The sequence below is a fragment of the Streptococcus oralis genome (assembly GCF_019929345.1).
GTDB lineage: Bacteria > Bacillota > Bacilli > Lactobacillales > Streptococcaceae > Streptococcus.
Genome location: NZ_JAHZPJ010000012.1, coordinates 58808 through 78283 on the forward strand (window position 1 = coordinate 58808; position 19476 = coordinate 78283).

The 19476-nt window shown below is 38.5% G+C and carries 27 protein-coding genes and 1 pseudogene; 1 reads left to right on the top strand and 27 read right to left on the bottom strand.

Annotation, left to right across the window (positions count from 1 at the left end):
• The first annotated feature begins 1 nt into the window (after position 1).
• Positions 2–973 (top strand): siderophore ABC transporter substrate-binding protein, encoded by a 972-nt coding sequence (locus K1I97_RS08170; RefSeq protein ID WP_223332091.1) that lies wholly within the window; start codon positions 2–4, stop codon positions 971–973.
• A gap of 107 nt (positions 974–1080) precedes the next feature.
• On the opposite strand, the gene yidD is transcribed toward K1I97_RS08170, so the two are convergent.
• The 27 genes and pseudogenes from yidD to K1I97_RS08305 form a co-directional block, all read right to left on the bottom strand.
• A complete protein-coding gene (yidD, locus tag K1I97_RS08175; protein ID WP_223332090.1) occupies positions 1081–1323 on the bottom strand; it encodes a membrane protein insertion efficiency factor YidD in 243 nt (80 codons plus the stop codon).
• The gene (locus tag K1I97_RS08180) at positions 1323–2045 is read right to left on the bottom strand and encodes a pseudouridine synthase (protein WP_223332089.1); all 723 of its coding nucleotides are present in this window, start codon (positions 2043–2045) and stop codon (positions 1323–1325) included. Before K1I97_RS08180 ends, yidD begins: the two co-directional genes overlap by 1 nt.
• Complete coding sequence (scpB, locus tag K1I97_RS08185; protein WP_000105288.1) at positions 2032–2601, bottom strand: SMC-Scp complex subunit ScpB; 570 nt, start codon at positions 2599–2601, stop codon at positions 2032–2034. Before scpB ends, K1I97_RS08180 begins: the two co-directional genes overlap by 14 nt.
• 18 nt (positions 2602–2619) lie before the next feature.
• Entirely contained in the window at positions 2620–3348 is a 729-nt protein-coding gene (locus K1I97_RS08190) for a segregation/condensation protein A (protein WP_223332088.1), read from the bottom strand.
• Complete coding sequence (gene xerD, locus K1I97_RS08195) at positions 3348–4082, bottom strand: site-specific tyrosine recombinase XerD (RefSeq protein WP_306806748.1); 735 nt, start codon at positions 4080–4082, stop codon at positions 3348–3350. Before xerD ends, K1I97_RS08190 begins: the two co-directional genes overlap by 1 nt.
• A complete protein-coding gene (gene cbpB, locus K1I97_RS08200; RefSeq protein ID WP_084974340.1) occupies positions 4079–4540 on the bottom strand; it encodes a cyclic-di-AMP-binding protein CbpB in 462 nt (153 codons plus the stop codon). The genes xerD and cbpB overlap by 4 nt, the downstream gene beginning before the upstream one ends.
• Positions 4537–5058, bottom strand: coding sequence for a metallophosphoesterase (locus K1I97_RS08205; protein ID WP_084945797.1), 522 nt, complete (start codon positions 5056–5058; stop codon positions 4537–4539). Before K1I97_RS08205 ends, cbpB begins: the two co-directional genes overlap by 4 nt.
• Positions 5034–6044: a nucleoside-triphosphate diphosphatase gene (locus K1I97_RS08210; protein ID WP_373878966.1), complete on the bottom strand. Its 1011-nt coding sequence runs from the start codon at positions 6042–6044 to the stop codon at positions 5034–5036. Before K1I97_RS08210 ends, K1I97_RS08205 begins: the two co-directional genes overlap by 25 nt.
• Positions 6002–6796 (bottom strand): glutamate racemase, encoded by a 795-nt coding sequence (racE, locus tag K1I97_RS08215; RefSeq protein ID WP_084974343.1) that lies wholly within the window; start codon positions 6794–6796, stop codon positions 6002–6004. Before racE ends, K1I97_RS08210 begins: the two co-directional genes overlap by 43 nt.
• Before the next feature lie 204 nt (positions 6797–7000).
• Positions 7001–7249 carry a YneF family protein gene (locus K1I97_RS08220; protein WP_000364987.1) on the bottom strand — a complete coding sequence of 83 codons (249 nt, stop codon included), beginning with the start codon at positions 7247–7249 and terminating at the stop codon, positions 7001–7003.
• A gap of 268 nt (positions 7250–7517) precedes the next feature.
• On the bottom strand, positions 7518–7808 hold the full coding sequence (locus tag K1I97_RS08225) for a DUF4176 domain-containing protein (protein ID WP_223332087.1): 291 nt from the start codon (positions 7806–7808) through the stop codon (positions 7518–7520).
• Positions 7801–8364 (bottom strand): hypothetical protein, encoded by a 564-nt coding sequence (locus tag K1I97_RS08230; RefSeq protein ID WP_223332086.1) that lies wholly within the window; start codon positions 8362–8364, stop codon positions 7801–7803. Before K1I97_RS08230 ends, K1I97_RS08225 begins: the two co-directional genes overlap by 8 nt.
• Positions 8365–8382: 18 nt before the next feature.
• On the bottom strand, positions 8383–8826 hold the full coding sequence (locus K1I97_RS08235) for a hypothetical protein (RefSeq protein WP_223332085.1): 444 nt from the start codon (positions 8824–8826) through the stop codon (positions 8383–8385).
• Between the two features lie 504 nt (positions 8827–9330).
• The gene (locus K1I97_RS08240) at positions 9331–9654 is read right to left on the bottom strand and encodes a DUF4176 domain-containing protein (RefSeq protein ID WP_223332084.1); all 324 of its coding nucleotides are present in this window, start codon (positions 9652–9654) and stop codon (positions 9331–9333) included.
• Positions 9647–10531, bottom strand: a complete 885-nt coding sequence (locus tag K1I97_RS08245) for a hypothetical protein (protein ID WP_223332083.1) — start codon at positions 10529–10531, stop codon at positions 9647–9649. Before K1I97_RS08245 ends, K1I97_RS08240 begins: the two co-directional genes overlap by 8 nt.
• A gap of 5 nt (positions 10532–10536) precedes the next feature.
• The gene (locus K1I97_RS08250; RefSeq protein WP_223332082.1) at positions 10537–12012 is read right to left on the bottom strand and encodes a hypothetical protein; all 1476 of its coding nucleotides are present in this window, start codon (positions 12010–12012) and stop codon (positions 10537–10539) included.
• A gap of 243 nt (positions 12013–12255) precedes the next feature.
• Positions 12256–12783, bottom strand: coding sequence for a hypothetical protein (locus K1I97_RS08255; protein WP_223351608.1), 528 nt, complete (start codon positions 12781–12783; stop codon positions 12256–12258).
• Positions 12773–13309 (bottom strand): hypothetical protein, encoded by a 537-nt coding sequence (locus K1I97_RS08260; protein ID WP_223332080.1) that lies wholly within the window; start codon positions 13307–13309, stop codon positions 12773–12775. Before K1I97_RS08260 ends, K1I97_RS08255 begins: the two co-directional genes overlap by 11 nt.
• A 4-nt stretch (positions 13310–13313) precedes the next feature.
• Positions 13314–13628, bottom strand: a complete 315-nt coding sequence (locus K1I97_RS08265) for a DUF4176 domain-containing protein (protein WP_223332079.1) — start codon at positions 13626–13628, stop codon at positions 13314–13316.
• Between the two features lie 18 nt (positions 13629–13646).
• The gene (locus tag K1I97_RS08270) at positions 13647–14147 is read right to left on the bottom strand and encodes a hypothetical protein (protein ID WP_223351609.1); all 501 of its coding nucleotides are present in this window, start codon (positions 14145–14147) and stop codon (positions 13647–13649) included.
• A 1-nt stretch (position 14148) separates the two neighbouring features.
• Positions 14149–14319: pseudogene (locus tag K1I97_RS08275) on the bottom strand (FtsK/SpoIIIE domain-containing protein); the annotation flags it as partial.
• A gap of 536 nt (positions 14320–14855) precedes the next feature.
• Positions 14856–15146, bottom strand: coding sequence for a DUF4176 domain-containing protein (locus tag K1I97_RS08280; protein WP_223332077.1), 291 nt, complete (start codon positions 15144–15146; stop codon positions 14856–14858).
• Positions 15147–15261: 115 nt separating this feature from the next.
• On the bottom strand, positions 15262–15801 hold the full coding sequence (locus K1I97_RS08285; protein WP_223332076.1) for a hypothetical protein: 540 nt from the start codon (positions 15799–15801) through the stop codon (positions 15262–15264).
• A 24-nt stretch (positions 15802–15825) separates the two neighbouring features.
• Positions 15826–17448 (bottom strand): septation ring formation regulator EzrA, encoded by a 1623-nt coding sequence (locus tag K1I97_RS08290; RefSeq protein WP_223332075.1) that lies wholly within the window; start codon positions 17446–17448, stop codon positions 15826–15828.
• A 1-nt stretch (position 17449) separates the two neighbouring features.
• Positions 17450–17806, bottom strand: a complete 357-nt coding sequence (locus K1I97_RS08295) for a hypothetical protein (protein WP_223332074.1) — start codon at positions 17804–17806, stop codon at positions 17450–17452.
• A complete protein-coding gene (locus K1I97_RS08300; protein WP_223332073.1) occupies positions 17806–18165 on the bottom strand; it encodes a TIGR04197 family type VII secretion effector in 360 nt (119 codons plus the stop codon). Before K1I97_RS08300 ends, K1I97_RS08295 begins: the two co-directional genes overlap by 1 nt.
• Before the next feature lie 15 nt (positions 18166–18180).
• A partial coding sequence (locus tag K1I97_RS08305; protein WP_263284083.1) for an FtsK/SpoIIIE domain-containing protein occupies positions 18181–19476 on the bottom strand: 1296 nt, incomplete at its 5' end.

Below are 19476 nucleotides of genomic sequence, written 5' to 3' on the forward strand. Positions count from 1 at the left end.
CATGAAAACATCCCTTAAACTTTATCTCACTGCTCTAGTGACTAGCTTCTTGCTCTTTCTTGGTGCATGTAGTACAAATACAAACTCAAGCACTAGCCAGACAGAGACAAGTAGCTCTGCTCCAACAGAGGTAACCATTAAAAGTTCACTAGACGAGGTCAAACTTTCAAAAGTTCCTGAAAAGATTGTGACCTTTGACCTCGGTGCTGCGGATACTATTCGCGCTTTAGGTTTTGAAAAGAATATCGTCGGAATGCCTACAAAAACTGTTCCGACTTACCTAAAAGATCTTGTGGGAAATGTCAACAATGTGGGTTCCATGGTTGAGCCAGACCTAGAAGCCATTGCCGCCCTTGAACCGGATTTGATCATTGCTTCCCCACGTACCCAAAAATTCGTAGACAAATTCAAAGAAATTGCTCCAACCGTCCTCTTTGAAACAGGAAAGGAAGACTACTGGACTTCAACTAAAACCAACATCCAATCACTAGCTGCCGCCTTCGGTGAAACAGGTACACAGAAAGCCAAGGAAGAATTGGCCAACCTAGATAAGAGTATCCAAGAAGTCGCTACTAAGAATGAAAGTTCTGACAAAAAAGCCCTTGCTATCCTTCTAAACGAAGGAAAAATGGCAGCCTTTGGTGCCCAATCCCGTTTCTCTTTCTTATACCAAACCTTGAAATTCAAGCCAACTGATACTAAATTTGAAGACTCTCGCCACGGACAGGAAGTCAGCTTTGAAAGTATCAAAGAAATCAATCCTGACATCCTCTTTGTCATCAACCGTACCCTTGCCATCGGTGGGGACAACTCAAGCAACGACGGCGTCCTAGAAAATGCCCTTATCGCTGAAACTCCTGCCGCTAAAAATGGTAAAATTATCCAACTAACACCAGACCTCTGGTATCTAAGTGGTGGCGGACTTGAATCAACTAAACTCATGATTGAAGACGCTCAAAAAGCTTTGAAATAATACTCAATTTAAGTAAAATCATTACATTATAAAACGCATCCTATCAAGCTCACTCAAGCCTGATAAGATGCGTTTTTATCATTTTATTAAAATCCTTTTGCCCAGCCTCATTTTTCTTCTTGATTTCGTCTGAGGGAAAAGTGATCTGGGACGGGGTCCTTACCTGTTTTCGACCAGGGGTGACAACGCAAAATCCGAGCCAAGCCCATCAAAACACCCTTGATGCCATGTTTTTCAATAGCCTGAATCATGTAGTTGGAACAAGTAGGTTCAAAACGACATGAGGGCGGAAAGGCTGGCGAGATAAAGCGTTGGTAAAAGCGTACAGGCGCTATTAAGATTCGTTTCATTATTTCTTGATTACAGCCATGGTGTGTAGTTGGCTGATTTCTTTTTTGTTAAGGCGACGGGCTTCGCCTGGACGGAGACCTGTCAAGTCTAGATGTCCAAAACGTGTCCGCGACAACTTATCTACTTGAAGGCCGACAGCTTCAAACATTTTTTTAACCTGATGGTTACGTCCTTCATGGATAGTCAACTGCACTACTGAGCGATTTTTGACTGGATCCACTTTGAGAATCTCATATACAGCTGGCTTGGTCTTCTTGCCATCAATCTCAAGTCCACGGGTCAAGGGACGGAGATTGTCCTTATTAGCCACACCTTTAACACGCGCGACATAGACCTTGTCAATCTCATTACGGGGGTGAATCATCTCGTCTGTAAAGTCCCCATCATTGGTCAAAATCAAGACACCTGACGTATCCCAGTCCAAACGTCCAACCGGGTAAATACGCTCCTTGACATTGGGCAGGAGGTCGACAACTGTCTTGCGGCCCTTGTCATCTGTCACACTGGAAATCACTCCACGTGGTTTATTAAGCAGATAGTAGACCTTTTCTTCGTTGTAGATGGGCTGGCCTTCCACTTCGACCTTGTCACCAGTCTTGATGGTCGTCGCGAGTTCACGCACCACTTGGCCGTTAACCGTCACCAAGCCTTGCTTAATCAACTCTTCTGCTTTTCTCCTACTGGCCACACCTGCGTGGGCAATATATTTATTGATTCTCATCTTCTTCTATCCTTTCACCAAATAATTGGCTTTCTTGGGCTTGAATCTCAAGCTCATCAATCACTGGCAGTTCTTCCAAATGGTTAATCCCCATGTAATCTAGGAAATAATCCGTAGTCACATAGAGATTGGGGCGACCCAAAACTTCTTTTTTTCCGTCTTCTCGTATCAAGTCAAAGGCCTGCAACTTTGCCAAGGCCCCACTCGAATTGACCCCACGGATGGCATCAATCTCTATCCGAGTAATGGGCTGCTTGTAGGCAATGATGGACAAGGTCTCAAGGGCAGCCCGAGACAGACTCTGATTGATGGGTGCCTTGGAATATTCCTTCAAAATCGCTGCAAATTGAGGCTTGGTGACCAATCTGTATGCACCACCTGTCTCGATTAGGGACAAGCTCGACTCTTGGTCTTTTTCATACTTCTGGGCTAATTTTTCTAAACTCTGTTGGATGCCTGTCGGTGGAAGTGAGAGGAGTTCAGCCAACTGACGAACCCGAATCCCATCTTCACCTGCCACAAACAAGAGCGCTTCTATTTCTGCTAAAGTACTCATCTTTCCTCTCTATCAAGTCTAGCTTCGTGCCTCTTGATTTTCTTCCTTCTTTTCCATGAGATAGATATCTCCGAAACTCTCCTCTTGCACGAGGATCAGTTCCTGAGTTTTGATTAACTCTAGGGTTGCCAAAAAGAGGGTAATAACCTCTTGAACATTCTGGGCTTCCTTGAACAAATCCTGCAAGCGCAACTGGTCTCGTCCTGACAAGGACTCTTTTACAATGACCATCATGTCCTCAATCTTATACTCATCCCGCAGGATGGTTGTGTGATTCTGAGCGAACTCCTCTTTTTTCTTGGCTAGAATATTTGAAAAAGCCAAAAAGAGGTCAATGGTCGTCTTGTCATGTACAAGCTCTGCATCTTCGTAAATCAACTCTGTTGGCGCTTTGGAATAGTACTGGGCTCGATCTTGGTGCTTAGCCTCCAAGTGCTCACCCAAGAGCTTGAACTTGCGGTATTCTTCGATTTGAGAGAGAAGATCCTGCTCCAGGTCATCCTCCAAGTCTGTCACTTCAGCTACCTTTGGCAAGAGCTTGCGACTCTTGATCAGCATCAGCTGACTGGCCATGACCATGTACTCACCCGTCACTTCCAAACGCATGGCCTGCAGGGTTGAGACATAGGCTAGATACTGTTCGATGACTTCTGTGATTGGCACATCGTAAATATCCATCTGATACTTTGAGACTAGGTGCAGGAGCAAATCCAGGGGCCCTTCAAAATCTTTTAATTTAATATCCATTATCTATATTTTTCTAAGGTCAGGACTGTTTTTAATCCTAGTTTTTTTGCAATTTCGTACAAATCGACCTTCTCTTCTATCTGTCTTAGAATGAATTGTTCCCGCAAGGCTTGGGCTGATAAGGTTGGTAAACCTTTCTCCTTGACAAATGACTCCAGCTGTCGAAAAGCCCACTGACGAGAATAGGCTTTCTCTTCCCTTTCAAAGAGATAGGTCTGCCCCATCAAGGGTTCTAGCTCTGGAATCAAGGTCGTGGGTATGGTGACAATCCTCTGTTGGGAAGCCTTGTTAATTCGCAACACCTGAAAATCCAGATTGATATCTGCAACCTTGAGGGCTAAAATCTCACTAGGCAAGAGTCCCATTTCTAGAATTAAGAGCGCTAGTAAGCGACCCTCTGGATAATTACTTTCCTGCCAAAAAGAGGCTAGGTTTAGAATCTCTGGTTTTTCAGTCTTCTTTTCAGCTTGCTTGGCTAATTCCAGACGGTAAAAACTGTCCACTTCTCCTTTCCGATAGAGAAAGTAGAGAAATTGGTTACAGGCCGAAAGTTTCCGCTTTTGGGCGCTGATTTTTAGATTGGCTAGCTGGGCTTGGTAAATCTTGAGACTAGTCTCGGAAATCCGCTCACCTACAATGTCTAAAAATTGCTCCAGATCATACCTATAGGACTGCTTGGAATTGGCAGACAAACCCTGCTTTCCCTCTAAAAAGTCTGAAATCCTATCTCTCATTTGCATCGAATCTCATATTCCTTACTAAAGTCATGCAAGAGGGCATTGACAGCCTTGAGGATAGACTTGCGCGTGATAATTCCTTGGAAAATTCCTTCATCATCTACCACTGGCAAGAAAGGTTCATCTACCAGTTTATGGAGGACCTCTGTGATGTTATAGTCTGGAGCGACGACTGCCACATCTGTCTTGGTCATATTGACGATATCTGTCGTTGCCATCTGCTCATCCGTCAAACCCTGCTCCATTTGATAAGCCAAAATATCTCTCAGACCAATGGTTCCGACAAAGCGTTTGTCAAAGGTCACAACAGGGATACGGGTATAGGTGATTTGGCTCAGCACTAAAATCGCATGGTCAGCATTATGGGTATCAATCAAGGCTGCTAGATTCTCGGCAGGGGTAAGGAAAGTCTCTTCCTGATCCAGTAAAAATGCTTCAAATTCCTTGGCAATCATCGAGCAAACTCCTTGGACAAGCCTGGATAAACCTCGTGATCGCGTGTTAGAAAGTCTACTTTGAAACAGCTGTCATCAATCTCCACACGGGCATAGAGACATTCTCTGATAGTCCCTCGTGGTTGGCTGATGGAGCCTGGATTGAGAAAGAGTGTCTTTCCTTCCATCCAAGCATTTGGCACATGCAAGTGACCATAGAGACAGATATCGGCATCTTCTTCCTGAGCCCAGTAGTCCAACTTTTGAAAGTTGAAATTGATGTCAAACAAGTGTCCATGCGTCTGGATGATCTTAGTCGGACCAAGTTGAGTCACCAAACGTTCTGGGTAGCCCGCATAAAAGTCCATATTGCCTTTGACGACATGGATGCCCTCCCAAAGCGGAGAATCGGGACGGAGTTCAGAGTCACCATCGTGAAAAATGGCATCGACTTTACCCAGATAGCGGTCACGGATTTCTTCGACAATCAAGCTATCGCCATGGGAATCACTCATTACAATGATGGTTTGCTTTGCCATGATGGAAATACCTCCAAAAGTTTCTTAACGGCTAAGGCACGGTGGGATTGGCTATTTTTTTCTTCAAGGGTTAGCTCTGCTGAGGATTTACCTGTCTCTCCTACAAGGAAGAGGGGATCATAACCAAAGCCATTTTCACCCTTGGGTTCAAAGTTGATATAACCTGGCCAGTCAGCTTCAACAACCAAGCTTTCCTTATTTGGACTAGCTACAACTAGGGTCGTATGGAACTGAGCCGAGCGGTCCTTTAGCTCAAAAACCATGGCCAATTCGTGCAAGAGCTTGGCATTGTTTTCACGATCAGTCGCCCCCACTCCTGCAAAACGGGCTGACCAGACTCCTGGCAAGCCACCGAGGACATCGACTTTGAGACCAGAATCATCTGCCAAAACCATCTTGCCTGTTAATTTTGAAATGGTTTCTGCTTTCAGGCGGGCATTTTCTTCAAAGGTCATACCTGTTTCAGCTACTTCAGGCAGATCTGGATAGTCATTGAGATTTTCCACATCGTAGCCTAGTTTGTCAAAGATAGCTCGGAATTCCTTGGTCTTGCCCTCGTTACGAGTCGCAATGAGCAGAGTTTCTCTAACCTTGCTAGTTTCAAAGAAGGCTTCTACATCGACTCCTTCTTTAGGCAATTCTACATGCAGGAGTTGCCCATTTTCTATCAAGAGCAAGGCTCCCTGACGTTGGATGACTTCTAGATTGCGACCTGCCTCTGCATTTAAAATCTCAACGATAAAAGAGAGCAGACGAAAGTTAGAAGACCAGCGCATCACCGTTATCGTAATCGGAAAGCCATTTTCTTCGTCACGAAAAATCCGAGCCAAATCCATAAACTCAAGCTCGAGAGGATCTTTGATGAGGCTATAGATGCCTCCATAGACATCCCAGACACCGACATACCAGTCCTGGTCATCCTTGTATTCATAAATTTTGTTTGTCATAAAGTTACATGCTCCACATGAATCTCTTTTTCCAGCCATTCTGCTCCAATCTGGGCAAAACTTTGGCTATTGGCTGTTGTGTAAAAATGATGTTGAAGAGGTCCCGCATCTCGGCTACGATTGATTTCAAAATAGTTAAGCAAAACCGAGATATCCCGTACACACTCTGCCCCACTATCGATGAGCTGAACCTTTGGTCCCATAACATTTTGGATGATAGGGCGAAGGAGTGGGTAATGGGTACAACCCAAAATCAGGCTATCCACCTTTCCAACCAAGGGGCGCAGGGTTTCATAAACCACTTTCTTGGTGACACTGGTTGATAAGGCACCAGACTCGACCAAGGGAGCAAACTTGGGACAGGCCAAACTTTCCACCTGTAAGTCCGGGTCCAGATCATGGATCTTCTGACGGTAGATGTCTGATTGGACCGTCATGGGGGTTCCGATCACTCCGATTTTCCCACCTTGACTGGACTTGATGGCTGCCGAAGCTCCTGGCAAAATCACACCTAGGACAGGAATGTCTAGTTGAGCCTTGATCTCTTCCCAGACGACCGCAGTCGCAGTGTTACAAGCAATGACAATCATCTTGACATCCTTGGTCAAGAGAAAGTTGACCAACTGCCAAGTATATTCACGAATTTGCTCAGCAGGACGGGGGCCATAGGGCGCCCGTGCCGAATCTCCAATATAGACGATTTCTTCATGGGGAAGCTGGCGCATGAGCTCACGAACAACGGTCAAGCCCCCGACACCCGAATCCAAAAAACCAATTGGTCGATTATCCATACAGTCTTCTTTCTAGTCTTTTTCTCATTGATAGTTCATCATGATTTTTTGTCCTGAATGAACTGACCGACAGCTTGATAGAATGGCAACTGCCTCTCTCTTAATCATAATCAAATATCAATAGAATGCAAGGAAAAAGTCTTATCCTTGAGAACTATTGAACATAGTGAGAAGTCTGGAACTTTCATCCCAGACTTTTCCTATTTATTTTTTCTTTTTATTGTTAGCAAGGGCTGCTTTTTGTTGGCGGATGATTTGGTGGTAAACTTGTTGTACCTTGGCTTCGCTTGGTTTTTGACCATTTGCACTCAAGAGAGCACGAACTGCCTCAGCGTTCAAACGTGGGTTGTCCGCAAATTCTTTTTCGATTTGCTTACGAACCAAGTACATCCCTCCAAGAGCTCCTCCTAGAAAAGCTAGCACAATCAAGACAATTGCTAAAAGTAAGTCCATTCTTTTTCTCCTGTTTCTTTTTAAGTCTTCTATATTATACCATAAAGTGACTTTCCTGACTAGTTTGTTTTACGCTTTCAAGAAGGGGAATAGCTAGCAAAAAGGTGCTCAGAAACGACTGATTTCCCTCAAAAAAATGTTCACTTTTCATCAACACACTACAGTTGATAAAGAGCCAAGCAACAAATAGTTTTACAATTTTAATATAGGTCCCCTACGAATGAAAGTTAGTAAGTTTATTGTTTTGGAAATAAACCTATAAACTCAATTATACCTTCAATTTTGGATATTTAATACTATCCTTTTGTTTCTTGAATAATTCTTGTAACTCATCCTCTTTTTCCGAATGATATCCTTCGAATATCACCATTTCAATATTCTCTTGATTAAAATATAAAAGTTCTTCATTTGCTGCCCCTGTTGGATATAGGCATGCTACATAATCAAAATAGCCAATTGTACCCTCTTGATTGTACAATGGAAATCTACCTATAATCATCACATCAATCGTTCCATTATGAAGACGAACAATAGTACCAATAGGTAATAAGTTAGTCATTTATTATTTTTCCTTCCTTTAAAAAATTTTTATTTATATATTCTTCAAAATGGAACCGTTTTGTAAAAAATCCGTTCGTATAAAATAGATAAGAAAAACAAACTACATAGTCCATCACTAGTAACAAGAATATACTGGGTCTTGAAAGATATAGAAACATTGAAAAAGAAAACATAACAATAAATAATAAGGTAAGTAGCACTATGGTTTTGTTATGTTTTTTCACTTGCTTTCGAAATTCCTCATACTCATCCTTTGTAAATTCAACCTTTTCAAATTCTGTATTCTTATATAGCCGTTTATTAAAAACAATCGCAGCAATGATCGAAAGCGCAAAGGACACCAGTAACAGATAAATACTTAGAACCACGTTAGATTCAACGCTTTTAAAGAGCCCAATTCCTAGAATATGGTAACCAATGATAGAAGACAAAAATATTTTGGATTCAGATACCTTATGAGCAATAGATTTTTTTAAATTACCTGTGATTAAATCTACATAATAACTATCCTCTTTATAATTGCCTAAACTAAGCAAAAATTTATAATTATGCATAATTTCTTCTCCTTATTATTAAAATACACTACCTAACCCCGAGAAAAATCCATTAACTGCATCTCCCGCACTGTCCCATATTTTTCCAGCTGTATCACTGACAGAATCTACAAAATTTTCCACATTTTTTTTGGCACCTTCATAAGTTTTTCCTATCCAGTTTCCCACCTCTTCAATATTATCATCATAAATTTTATCAAATAACATGGAACCCGCTACACCTAAAACAAATCCTAAACCAGCACCTGCTACTGCCCCTATTGGACCACCAAATGACTCTATAGCAGCACCAATTTTTGCTGAGGCAATACCAATTCCAGCATGCGCTCCTGCTTTAATTAACGCTTCGCCTGGTTGCTTACCATCTAAAAGTTGGGCACTAAAATCAAGTGCTGCTCCCAATCCATATGGTAATACTTTCGCAAATTTAGCACTCCCTAAAAATCCATCTAATTTATTCATTGACGGTATTACACAATCTCCAATTTTCTCAATGGTTTCCCCCACCCTTATAGTCAATCAGCAAGAAAGCCACATCATGTGGGTGGAAGTTGACAGCGAGGGATAGGATATTTTTTTGTAAATAGCAGAGCAGATAAGCAAGCGAAAAATATAGCATTTTCAAGGTACTAGAAGGAAAATGTTCTCGTTCTATTATACCATAATATCAAAATCCCCCTCTTCCCATGGGAACAAAGCTATATTTTTGTACCATTAATTTATACTTATAGTCACACCAATTTAACTTAAGAAAAGGAATAATTAAAAAAACGAGGACTTTCTTTAATATCAAAGTAGCTCCTCGTTTTTTATTTAAAGTATTGTGATTTTTTCAACAATCTCTAAAAATATAGCTTATTCGAATTTTGTTACACTTTTAATGGTTTTAAAGCTTTCAGCAAAAAGACAAAATTAGCATTACTACATCCAATATAGAAAATCTATGATAGTTATTCCATTGTAATACTATTTTATTTCTTTCTTAGGAACCGTGAGTGTTTTCGTCCACTTCTCATAAACTTCTAAAAAACGTCCCTCTTCCTCATCTGAATAGCCTACAAAAACGACTTTGTCAATATTTTCATGTTGAAAGAAAAGCGTCGATTCCGTTTGAAAGCCCATTGGGTACAAAACACCCATATAATCAGCAAATGCTTTTTCTCCAGTTTCCTCGTCGTCAAAGATAACTCCACGACCAATAATCATTAATTTCTGCGTTCCTTCTTGAAGATAGACAATACTCCCCAACGGTAATAATTCTTTGTTTTTATTTTTGTTTTTATTATTCATTTTTTAATAACTCCTTGTGTTTTTTTAAATATTTTTTTCCATACCACTCTTCGACAGTTTTCCCTTCCCACTCGCGGTATTCTTCAGGATATTTCCATTTATAGTAGCCTTCTAAAAGGAAAGGAAACTCCATAAATACAATTATGGCTATTAAACCAATATTGCCCACGATCCAACATATAAAGAGGCCAAAAACAGTTATAGAAGATGAAAAATTAATAGAAAAAGCTTTGAAAATATAATTAACAATCACAGCCAAGCCCAATATACCGGCTCCATAAATAGCAATACCTTTAGCAATTTTATCTTGTAAGGTAGGTGACTTAATTTCTCCATACATTCGTTTTTTCAAACTTCTAAGCTCCGTTCTTAACATTACATAAGCCAAGAATACTAGAAGTCCAAAAAATACCAAGATCCCCCATATTGTTAATATAGGTAAACTCATTGTTATGGCCATCAAATTAAATTCAAACATAAGCCATATCATAAAAGTTATAAAATGAAAGCGATAACGATAAGGGAGGATAAACGTCCGTTTAAAAAATTTACCCATTAATACCAATAACAACCAAATTAACAAGCAAATTAAATAAAGCTCGACTGTTAGCAAAGGATACTGAGAAACCGGTAACCTTAAATCTTTAGGATCAGAATTTTGCAATGATAGGGTAAAAGCAAGGAACATGAAATTTAAACCTATCGGAAACAACAGACTAAGAATAAAAGTTTTAATACCAAACCAAAAGGAAGGTCTCCCTTTCTTAAAGGCTTTCCCAAGTTTATTATAATAATCTTGTTTCTGATACTGTAAAAAACCATCATCTTCTAGATTTAAACTCTCTTCAAAACTTGCTTTAAAAATTGATTTCTTCATACTTTTCACCCAAATCCTAATGCCTTACCGATTCCACCAATTCCCTTAGAAACCGCACCTGCAAATCCTTCAATTCCTTTTCCAACATTATTGATAATATTTTTTGTTCCCTGTACTGGATCATCAAAGTATTTAGGCTCCAAAAACTTGATTCCTTGAATAACAGCCCCAACGCCAGCTCCCAAAAATGCCCCAGGCGGTCCTGCAATTGCTCCTCCGATGGTTGCACCTTCTAATGGACCCACGCTAGCTACAGCTGAAAGTGCACCTTTTCCAACAGCTTTTCCTACATCCCTGGTTTTGCTAAATTCGTCTACTCCACTAGAAATCGCTGTAATTCCAAGATCAGCAAACGTCATTACTGTACCTACTTTCCCGAAAAACTTGGCTACTTTTCCTAAAGCCTTAGCTACTTTTGGGAAATGTTTAATCCCTTTTCCTAATAATCCTGTTGCCTCTTCTCCCCCTTTCATGTATTTACCAAGTTTCGCCATTCCAGCATCTCTGGCACCTTCCAATCCTTTTTTAACAATAGTTTCTACAGGACTTGAGATATCAGAAATACCATCGAAAACCTTTTTCAGTATCCCTCCCTTATTTCCTAATGATTCATACCAAGCCATGACACTCATTACACCACTTACAAATTTTCTACATTTTGTCCCCTTATCAACTGATCCCAGCAATCCTATGATGCCGTCCGATTGTAGAAAAGCCTTAGTCAAGCTTTTCGGTGTTAGTCCAAGTATTTGGGCTCCTCTCTTAAACCAGTCATTATCTGAGATTTCCGTAACTACATCATACCAATTCTTCGTATTATACTTAACACCATCATCACCAAGTGCTTCAGCTAATGCCTTTTCATAGAGATGTTGCTCAATAGCATCAACTAATGTATCTGGTAACTCTTTACTTGGATGACGTTTTTTGTAGGATTGAATCACCTCCATATCTTTCTCGGTCAGTCCCTTACCATCCTCAATTTTTTTAAGGACATCCTTATAATCTTCGTCAATCTTAACCTTATTTTCCCACTCACTCTCGATATTCTGTGCCCATCCCAGAGTATTCACAGGGTGCTTGGGGAAAGTACCACTAAAACTTGCAAACTCTGTTTGGATTTGGCTTAAGCCCGTTTGGAGGTTTTGAGCTAATCCGTCAATTAAACTGCCCTCTTCCCCTACAGAAAAAACTTCATTGGAACTTCCAGCAAACATATTTAGCTTACGGAGCTTATCCATTTTTTTATTCCTTTGTTTTAGGAGGTCATCCATACGATTTGAGAGACTACTTAAAGTGCTTGCACTTGTAGATTCGTCTCCAACCATTGCATTATACATTCCTCTAATACTATGAAGACTAGATTCAAGGCTACGGATTTCACTCTCAAGTACCTCTGAATCAAGGTCCTCACCGCCAACTTCTGAACGATATTTTGATGGTAGCTTTGGAACAGCTTCGCTTACTAATTCTGAGTACATGATATTGTAATAGTTGATTTACCAAGCAAACAACTCTCTATTTATTAAGAAAATATCTGAACCTCTATATAAGTACCGACCACCTTTGATTAGATAATAATCTACCAAAACATATCCATGAAATCATACTAACATCAATAAATATTATTATAACTATAGTAGAAAATATAACACTTCTTAACTCTATTTGAGTATCTACAAGAAATTATTAACATTATCTTATTATTTTGTCCCTAACTATATTTACTTATGATTTGTGTGTATTTTTAATCTATTCAAATAATCAATAGACCAATCTTCATCATCCGGCAACTGACCTACTTTGTCTAACAAATAGGTCATATAAAATTGTTTAAATTTTTCAACATCCTTTGATTGACCAAGCAATTTCAAAGAAATTGGTTTGATGTCATTATTTTTTGAAATAGTATTTCCAGTTATATAAATTGGGTATTGATAAACACCCCTACCAATATAGTAATTTTTCCCAAAATAAAACCTTGCAGATGAGATTTCAAGACGGTAAACTTTAAAACCATTATAAATCTTTAATTCAGATCCATCTAGCACTAGTTTCCCTGTTGTCTTAAAAAGTAATCTTCCTACTGTTAAGTCAAAAATGAGTGTTACCATACACATAAGATAATTAATTAAATAATCATTCGAATTGAATGAATCCATAAAAAATATTATAGGCGCTAGTAATAGAAAAAATAATGTAACAACTACTGGATATGTATAAAAATAGTAGACTCTCTGATTATTCGCCATTTTCCTTCCAACTTCTTTCTAAGATCTTTAAATATTTTGATTTTTTAAATTGACCAGATAATATCAGTAAAATAAAGAAATACCACATTGTAAACGCCAAAAACAATACCAAAAATCCTCCAAAAGATAAAAATAAGAATGACAAAATCAAAGTAATAACACCAAAAGATAATATGATCAAATAAGTTTTTCTACCATTTCTTTTTTGAGTAGTAAAGTAATGGGGAGGGATTTCATATGGAACTACATCAACAACTGCCGTTTCCTTCCTACGTTTAAATTGTATTTTAGCAATAACAAATACAATTAGAAACGATAAAGCAAGTGGAAAATAACCATGAAATGTGAATCGTTCCGCAAGTAAATATACTCCGTATGACATCCCGGCACTGGGGACGAACATAACAGGAAATGGTACGCTAGGACCAACAAATAAGGTGTTTTCTTCGGGACTATAAAAAATCGTTTGCTCAGTATCCTTTTCTTTTGACCCAAATTCAACTAATTCTTTTAATTGTTGCTTCATTTAATTAACTATTCTCCTCGAATGTTTTATCAACCCTAAACTTAGGATATTCAATTTCATTTTCTTGTTCAGAAAACATTCTTTGTGCTTCTTCCTCTGATACATCAATATATCCCTCAAAATAAACCTCAGCAATATCTTCTTTATTAAAAAAAATAAATTCCTTTCCATCAACGCCACTTGGAAATATACATGAACAATACTCAAAATAACCAATATCATTTCCATCTTTATATAGAGGGAATCTGCTAACAATCATTAGCTTTGTATCCCCCTTATTTAATCTTACTACACTTCCGATTGGTAAATATTTTTTCATTTTAATTTATTCCTTTCTTTAAAAACCAAATGCGTTCCCTAACCCGCCAAAAAAGCCGGATACTCCATCACCAATTGCTTTTCCAAATGATTTCACACTCTTAGCTGCATCATTAACAAGTTCTCCACCTGCTTTCAATGTTGCATTAACTGCTTTGCCAACGGTTTTATCATAAGCAAAATCAACTATCTTATTCGCTGCCCATGATACAGCTACTCCAGTAGCTAAGCCAAGCCCATAACCAATTGCTGTCCCAACTCCTGGTACTGGAATTAGTGTACCAACAAAAGCACCAATAGTACCTCCAATTCCTCCTGCAACTGATGTCGTTACTGTGGAAGTAATAGCAGTTGAAACATAGTTATGCAATGCAGTTTTTGCAACCGCATTAACAACATTTTCTCCAGAATCTAATTGATCAAAAAAGTCAAATGCCATTAATGCTTCACCAAATACTTTACCTGTTCCTTGAACAAATGGTTTTGCTTTAGAAAATACATTTCCTATAAAATTTCCCACTTTTCCAAAAGTCAGGCTGGTTGACCTTGAGTTCTGCGAACTCATCTGAGATGAGAAAGAGGTGGGGCAGGTTCTTAAAGAGATTAGCCATTCCCCTCCCCTTATAGTCAATCAGCAAGAAAGCCACATCATGTGGGTGGAAGTTGACAGCAAGGGACAGGATATATTTTTTTGTAAATAGCTGAAGAGATAAACAAGCGAAAAATATAGAATTTTCAAGGTACTAGAAAGAAAATGTTCTTGTTCTATTATATCACAATATCAAAACAAACACCTTTCGATAGGAAGCAAACTACTTTTTTGCACCATTAATTTATACTTATAGCCACACCATTTTAACTTAAGAAAAGGAATAACTAAAAAACGAGGAGTTGCTTTAATGTCAAAGCAGCTCCTCGTTTTTTATTTTTATTTAAAGCATAGTGATTTTTTCAACAATCTCTAAAAATATAGCTTATTCGAATTTTATTACACTTTTTAATGGTTTTAAAACTTTATTTACTTTCAACTTCAGGTTAGCCACTAAATAGAGAGTTGAGAGTATAAAAAAGAGAGAACGAATCCCGTCCTCTCTCAATGTTCACTTTTCATCAACACACTACAGTTGATAAAGAGCCAAGCAACAAATAGTTTTACAATTTTAATATAGATCCCCCACAAATGAAAGTTAGTAAGTTTATTGTTTTGGAAATAAACCTATAAATTAAATTATATCTTCAATTTTGGATATTTAATACTATCCTTTTGTTTCTTGAATAATTCTTGTAACTCATCCTCTTTTTCCGAATGATATCCTTCGAATACCACCTTTTCAATATTCTCTTGGTTAAAATATAAGAGTTCTTCATTTGCTGCCCCTGTTGGATATAGGCATGCTACATAATCAAAATAGCCAATTGTACCCTCTTGATTGTACAATGGAAATCTACCTATAATCATCACATCAATCGTTCCATTATGAAGGCGAACAACAGTACCAATAGGTAATAAGTTAGTCATTTTATACCTCTCCTCTAAAGATAATTTTATATAAGTATAATAATTTTTCTTTAAATTTAAAAAGTTTTACATATATCTTAAGTTTGCTTGCAATGAAATATTTATTCCCTGCCTACTATGAATCTCCCAAACCATTTAACAATATTTTTTGTTTTTTCAATATTTTTTTAATCTTACTTGTCTTAAATTCCTGATGAAAATGCATAACACAAGCAAAAGCAAGCAGATATATCATCAGACACAAAAAATCAGTTTCTCTAATATAAGTAACCAAAAAATAAATCCCTAAAATAATAAAAAGAATCTTAATAATAAAAATTGAAATCACCTTTACTAATAGCATTTTGAGATCTTTTTCCTTCAAAACAACTGTTTTCCAACCAGTTCTCGGATTTTTTTTTCTCACCTTAGCTATCATCAACATTCCGCAAACTATCAGAGTTCCAATCATTGCAATACTGATATTAATCGTATACGATAATGTCCCAAAGGCTGAATTTAAAGCACTTGCAATTCCTTTTAAAAGAAAGACTGCAAGTGGAGCAGCAACCATAATCCAATTAGAACTATTTTTTTGATCTTGATATTGAAATACTTCGTTTTCTTCATCAAAATAAATCCATTTCGAATCCAAATAACCAATATATATTTTCATAATTAAAATTTCTCCGTTAATTTATTAATTAAAAACACTACCTAATCCCGAGAAAAATCCATGAACTGCATCTCCCGCACTGTCCCATATTTTCTCAGCTGTATCACTGACAGATTTTATCGTATCACCTACTACTTTCTTTGTACCATCCCAAACATCACCAGCAAATTCCACGACTTTATCCCCATATTTATCATATAGGTAATCAAAAGCTATTGATCCCACCACTGTTGCACCAAAAGCCCATCCTCCTGGACCTAAGAATACTGTAGCTAACAATGATACTCCAAGATGCCCACCTGTCTTAACTGCGGCATCTCCAACATCTTCGCCACCTAATAATTGCCCTGCAAAGTCAAGTCCCGCTCCTAATCCAAATGGTAATGCTTTCGCAAATTTAGCACTCCCTAAGAATCCATCTAATTTATTCACTGACGGTATTACAGCATCTCCAATTTTCTCAATAGTTTCTCCCACCATTTTATTAACTGTAGATCCAGGTGCAGTTGATAGAAGTGCACTTAATCCATATTTCGTTAGTGTATTCCCAATCTGTGATTTTAAGCCATTGATTAAATATGGAACTTGATATGGAAGCATGTAAGAGATATAATGTGCTGTCGCTAACTCAGACCATTTATCACTCAATTTTGAAGTGATACTTTCCTTAAAAAAATCTACAGACTTATTTTTTAGATCATCCGGAGAAATATTTATACCATTTTGTTGTAGGAAATTAAAAACATCATTTATAGCTTCTTCGCTAATTTCTCCTCTTTTATATGCCTCTAAAGTATCTGATATCATTTTTACAATATCATTGGTTTCTTTTTCAACATAATTCTTCAAAGCATTATTCACACTATCAGGAAGAACCCTTCCATAGCGTTTTTGATAAGCTTCGAGCGCTTTCACATCATCCTCAGAGAGTTCTTTGCCATCTTTTATTTTCTCAAGAACCTTCTTATAATCTCCGTCAATCTTAACCTTATTTTCCCACTCACCCTCGATATTCTTTGCCCATCCCAGAGTATTCACAGAGTGCTTGGGAAAAGTACCACTAAAACTTGAAAACTCTGTTTCAATTTGACTTAAGCCCGTTTGGAGATTTTGAGCTAAGTCATCAACTAAGCTACTACCTTCCCCTACTGAAAAAACTTCATTGGAACTTCCAGCAAACATATTTAACTTGCGGAGCTTATCCATTTTTTCATTTCTTTGTGTTAGGAGATCATCCATACGATTTGAAAGACTACTTAAAGTGCTTGCACTTGTAGATTCGTCTCCAACCATTGCATTGTACATCCCTCTAATGCTGTGAAGACTAGCTTCAAGACTACGAATTTCACTTTCAAGTACCTCTGAATCAAGATCCTCATCGCCAACCTCTGATTGATATTTTGATGGTAGCTTTGGAACAGCTTCGCTCACCAATTCTGTATACATGATGGCTCCCTTGAGCAAGGGAGTGATTACATTCATACCATATTGTTTACCACTATCATAGGCTGCACCTTGCAAATCTCCTGCATTATCAAATGCTGATAATGCAGAAATTGCTTGATCGTAGGAAGTTATTCTAGCTTCTCCCACAGAAGCCATTGTCTGACCCTGCGTATCAGAAGATCCTAATACCATTTTTACCATATTACTTCTGCGACTCCTGTTCTATCATTAATTTCTTTCGAGCATAGGAGAGTTCATCTAACTCTCTTTCCAATCGGTCTTCTTGTTTCTTGATTGAATCTTTTCGTTCCTCCGACCACGCTTCTACTAATGCACCTACACTGCCTATGTCCATTATCAAATCTTGATAAGTTTGATAATCTTTTGACGATAGAGGCAATTCTAAGATTTGTCGCAATGGAAGCAAACTTTGTCGATGCATTTCAAATAGTTCCTTCTCTTTGCGAGTAACCTTCTTCTTCTCCAAACTTAGTTGATTTAGAGAATTATCCAGTTCTTTTGATTTATTATCGATTTCTTCTAATGTTAGTGTCTTCATTATTCCTCTTCTGAAAAATAGCTCGTATTTGGAACAAATGTAGTGTTGTCCTTTGGAACTGCACTTGTTTGAGGTAGCACAGAAGTATTGGTATCTATGTCTGCAGCAAGCTGACTATCTACTGCTACAAATTCAGCAGCTGTACTCTGTATCCGTGAAACGAATCCATTTAGAACCTCTGCAATAGAAGACGCGTACTCAGCTTCTTTAGGAATCTTCTCCGCAGCTGTACTATTTCCCGGATACTCACTCGATTGATCTAAATCAACTTTATCTCCAGATGCAATACTACTAGATGAGCTAGCAATTCCAGATGCAATAGAACTAGCTACTTCTTCTTTACTTTGTATTGGTGACATACAAATCCCTCCAAATTAGTCATTTTTAGTAATTTTTAATTTAACGGCTTGTTTACGATCATGTAGATAAACCTCATCCAACTCTAGTCGAGCTTCTCTATTATTATAAGGTTTATCTAAAAACATTTGATCCATTAAACGCATACCCAACATAACCCACTGCGCATTGGATTTAAGATATTTCGGAACTTCATGGATGTTATTTCCAATATATGAATACTCACTACCAATTACAAAATGCAATCCTACACGCAAACCATTTTTGAATAAAAAGTCCAAATCTTTTTCTGACAGACCATGTTCAACAATTACTTTTATATTTGGCATAAAAATCAACCAATCAGAGTACAAGTCTCCTTCTAGTCGGCGATTCACCTCAAATATTAATTGTTGAGCTATTTCAGAAATCTCTTTTTTACTACTAATATACGTTGACACTTTTTCACTATAAGATCTATATTCCTCCAGTGGATCTACAAGCATCACTCTTAATTTCTTTCCAAAACAGAGTGATGTATTTAATAAATGATGTGTTTGATTTTCTAATGACTCAGCAGAATCAGACAGATAAATCAAGCTTTTTAATTGATTAAACGAAATGGCAATACTCTGTACCATTTCAAACTCCAAACCAATCGGCAACTCACGATTCTGAATTGCTTCTTGAGTTGTAGGTAAATTGAGAAATACATCCATGGTCAACTCCTCCGGCACCATCGGGATGGCACTTGGGCGCTGTCCTGTCCAGGCTTCTTGGAGAGAAGCCACTTCCTGACGCAGGTTGTTGAGGACTTGGGTATCATTGGCTCCTGAGACTGGCAAGGCCAGCTGGATAACATCTACCTCTTCACGTTTCATCAGTGCTCGTCCCTTGATGTCTTCCATGGTCATGGCAAGGGGCGTAGAGCCCACGATTGCTCGCACCTCGCTCACATCATTCTGTGGAAGGCTCAACTGGTGCTTGAAGTTCGAGTAGAGCTGAGCCCGAAGGTTAGACTGTCGACCCGCTGTCATCAAGAGATGCACCCCGATGCTGAGACCTTCACGAGAGATGCGCACCAAGAGCTTAAAGAGTTCTGCCTCATAAGTTTCCTCCTTGATGGCCTCATAGCTGTCTAAGAGAATAACGATAGCCGGCTCTTGCTGGCCACTAGCCTCTCGGTAGAGTTCTAAAGTCCCTACACCATAGTCCGCAAGGAGTTTCTTACGACGGTTGAGTTCGCGCTCCATGATCCGCACAAACTTAGAAATCTTCTCTGCCTGATCCAAAAGCATGGTGTCTGCCACCTGCGGAAGCTTGGACAAGGGCGC

What these genes read in the sequence shown, in the direction of transcription:
- K1I97_RS08170 (WP_223332091.1), top strand. Translation starts at nt 2, where the DNA reads ATGAAAACATCCCTTAAACTTTATCTCACTGCTCTAGTGACTAGCTTC.
- yidD (WP_223332090.1), bottom strand. Translation starts at nt 1,323, where the DNA reads ATGAAACGAATCTTAATAGCGCCTGTACGCTTTTACCAACGCTTTATC.
- K1I97_RS08180 (WP_223332089.1), bottom strand. Translation starts at nt 2,045, where the DNA reads ATGAGAATCAATAAATATATTGCCCACGCAGGTGTGGCCAGTAGGAGA.
- scpB (WP_000105288.1), bottom strand. Translation starts at nt 2,601, where the DNA reads ATGAGTACTTTAGCAGAAATAGAAGCGCTCTTGTTTGTGGCAGGTGAA.
- K1I97_RS08190 (WP_223332088.1), bottom strand. Translation starts at nt 3,348, where the DNA reads ATGGATATTAAATTAAAAGATTTTGAAGGGCCCCTGGATTTGCTCCTG.
- xerD (WP_306806748.1), bottom strand. Translation starts at nt 4,082, where the DNA reads ATGAGAGATAGGATTTCAGACTTTTTAGAGGGAAAGCAGGGTTTGTCT.
- cbpB (WP_084974340.1), bottom strand. Translation starts at nt 4,540, where the DNA reads ATGATTGCCAAGGAATTTGAAGCATTTTTACTGGATCAGGAAGAGACT.
- K1I97_RS08205 (WP_084945797.1), bottom strand. Translation starts at nt 5,058, where the DNA reads ATGGCAAAGCAAACCATCATTGTAATGAGTGATTCCCATGGCGATAGC.
- K1I97_RS08210 (WP_373878966.1), bottom strand. Translation starts at nt 6,044, where the DNA reads ATGGCTGGAAAAAGAGATTCATGTGGAGCATGTAACTTTATGACAAAC.
- racE (WP_084974343.1), bottom strand. Translation starts at nt 6,796, where the DNA reads ATGGATAATCGACCAATTGGTTTTTTGGATTCGGGTGTCGGGGGCTTG.
- K1I97_RS08220 (WP_000364987.1), bottom strand. Translation starts at nt 7,249, where the DNA reads ATGGACTTACTTTTAGCAATTGTCTTGATTGTGCTAGCTTTTCTAGGA.
- K1I97_RS08225 (WP_223332087.1), bottom strand. Translation starts at nt 7,808, where the DNA reads ATGACTAACTTATTACCTATTGGTACTATTGTTCGTCTTCATAATGGA.
- K1I97_RS08230 (WP_223332086.1), bottom strand. Translation starts at nt 8,364, where the DNA reads ATGCATAATTATAAATTTTTGCTTAGTTTAGGCAATTATAAAGAGGAT.
- K1I97_RS08235 (WP_223332085.1), bottom strand. Translation starts at nt 8,826, where the DNA reads ATGAATAAATTAGATGGATTTTTAGGGAGTGCTAAATTTGCGAAAGTA.
- K1I97_RS08240 (WP_223332084.1), bottom strand. Translation starts at nt 9,654, where the DNA reads ATGAATAATAAAAACAAAAATAAAAACAAAGAATTATTACCGTTGGGG.
- K1I97_RS08245 (WP_223332083.1), bottom strand. Translation starts at nt 10,531, where the DNA reads ATGAAGAAATCAATTTTTAAAGCAAGTTTTGAAGAGAGTTTAAATCTA.
- K1I97_RS08250 (WP_223332082.1), bottom strand. Translation starts at nt 12,012, where the DNA reads ATGTACTCAGAATTAGTAAGCGAAGCTGTTCCAAAGCTACCATCAAAA.
- K1I97_RS08255 (WP_223351608.1), bottom strand. Translation starts at nt 12,783, where the DNA reads ATGGCGAATAATCAGAGAGTCTACTATTTTTATACATATCCAGTAGTT.
- K1I97_RS08260 (WP_223332080.1), bottom strand. Translation starts at nt 13,309, where the DNA reads ATGAAGCAACAATTAAAAGAATTAGTTGAATTTGGGTCAAAAGAAAAG.
- K1I97_RS08265 (WP_223332079.1), bottom strand. Translation starts at nt 13,628, where the DNA reads ATGAAAAAATATTTACCAATCGGAAGTGTAGTAAGATTAAATAAGGGG.
- K1I97_RS08280 (WP_223332077.1), bottom strand. Translation starts at nt 15,146, where the DNA reads ATGACTAACTTATTACCTATTGGTACTGTTGTTCGCCTTCATAATGGA.
- K1I97_RS08285 (WP_223332076.1), bottom strand. Translation starts at nt 15,801, where the DNA reads ATGAAAATATATATTGGTTATTTGGATTCGAAATGGATTTATTTTGAT.
- K1I97_RS08290 (WP_223332075.1), bottom strand. Translation starts at nt 17,448, where the DNA reads ATGGTAAAAATGGTATTAGGATCTTCTGATACGCAGGGTCAGACAATG.
- K1I97_RS08295 (WP_223332074.1), bottom strand. Translation starts at nt 17,806, where the DNA reads ATGAAGACACTAACATTAGAAGAAATCGATAATAAATCAAAAGAACTG.
- K1I97_RS08300 (WP_223332073.1), bottom strand. Translation starts at nt 18,165, where the DNA reads ATGTCACCAATACAAAGTAAAGAAGAAGTAGCTAGTTCTATTGCATCT.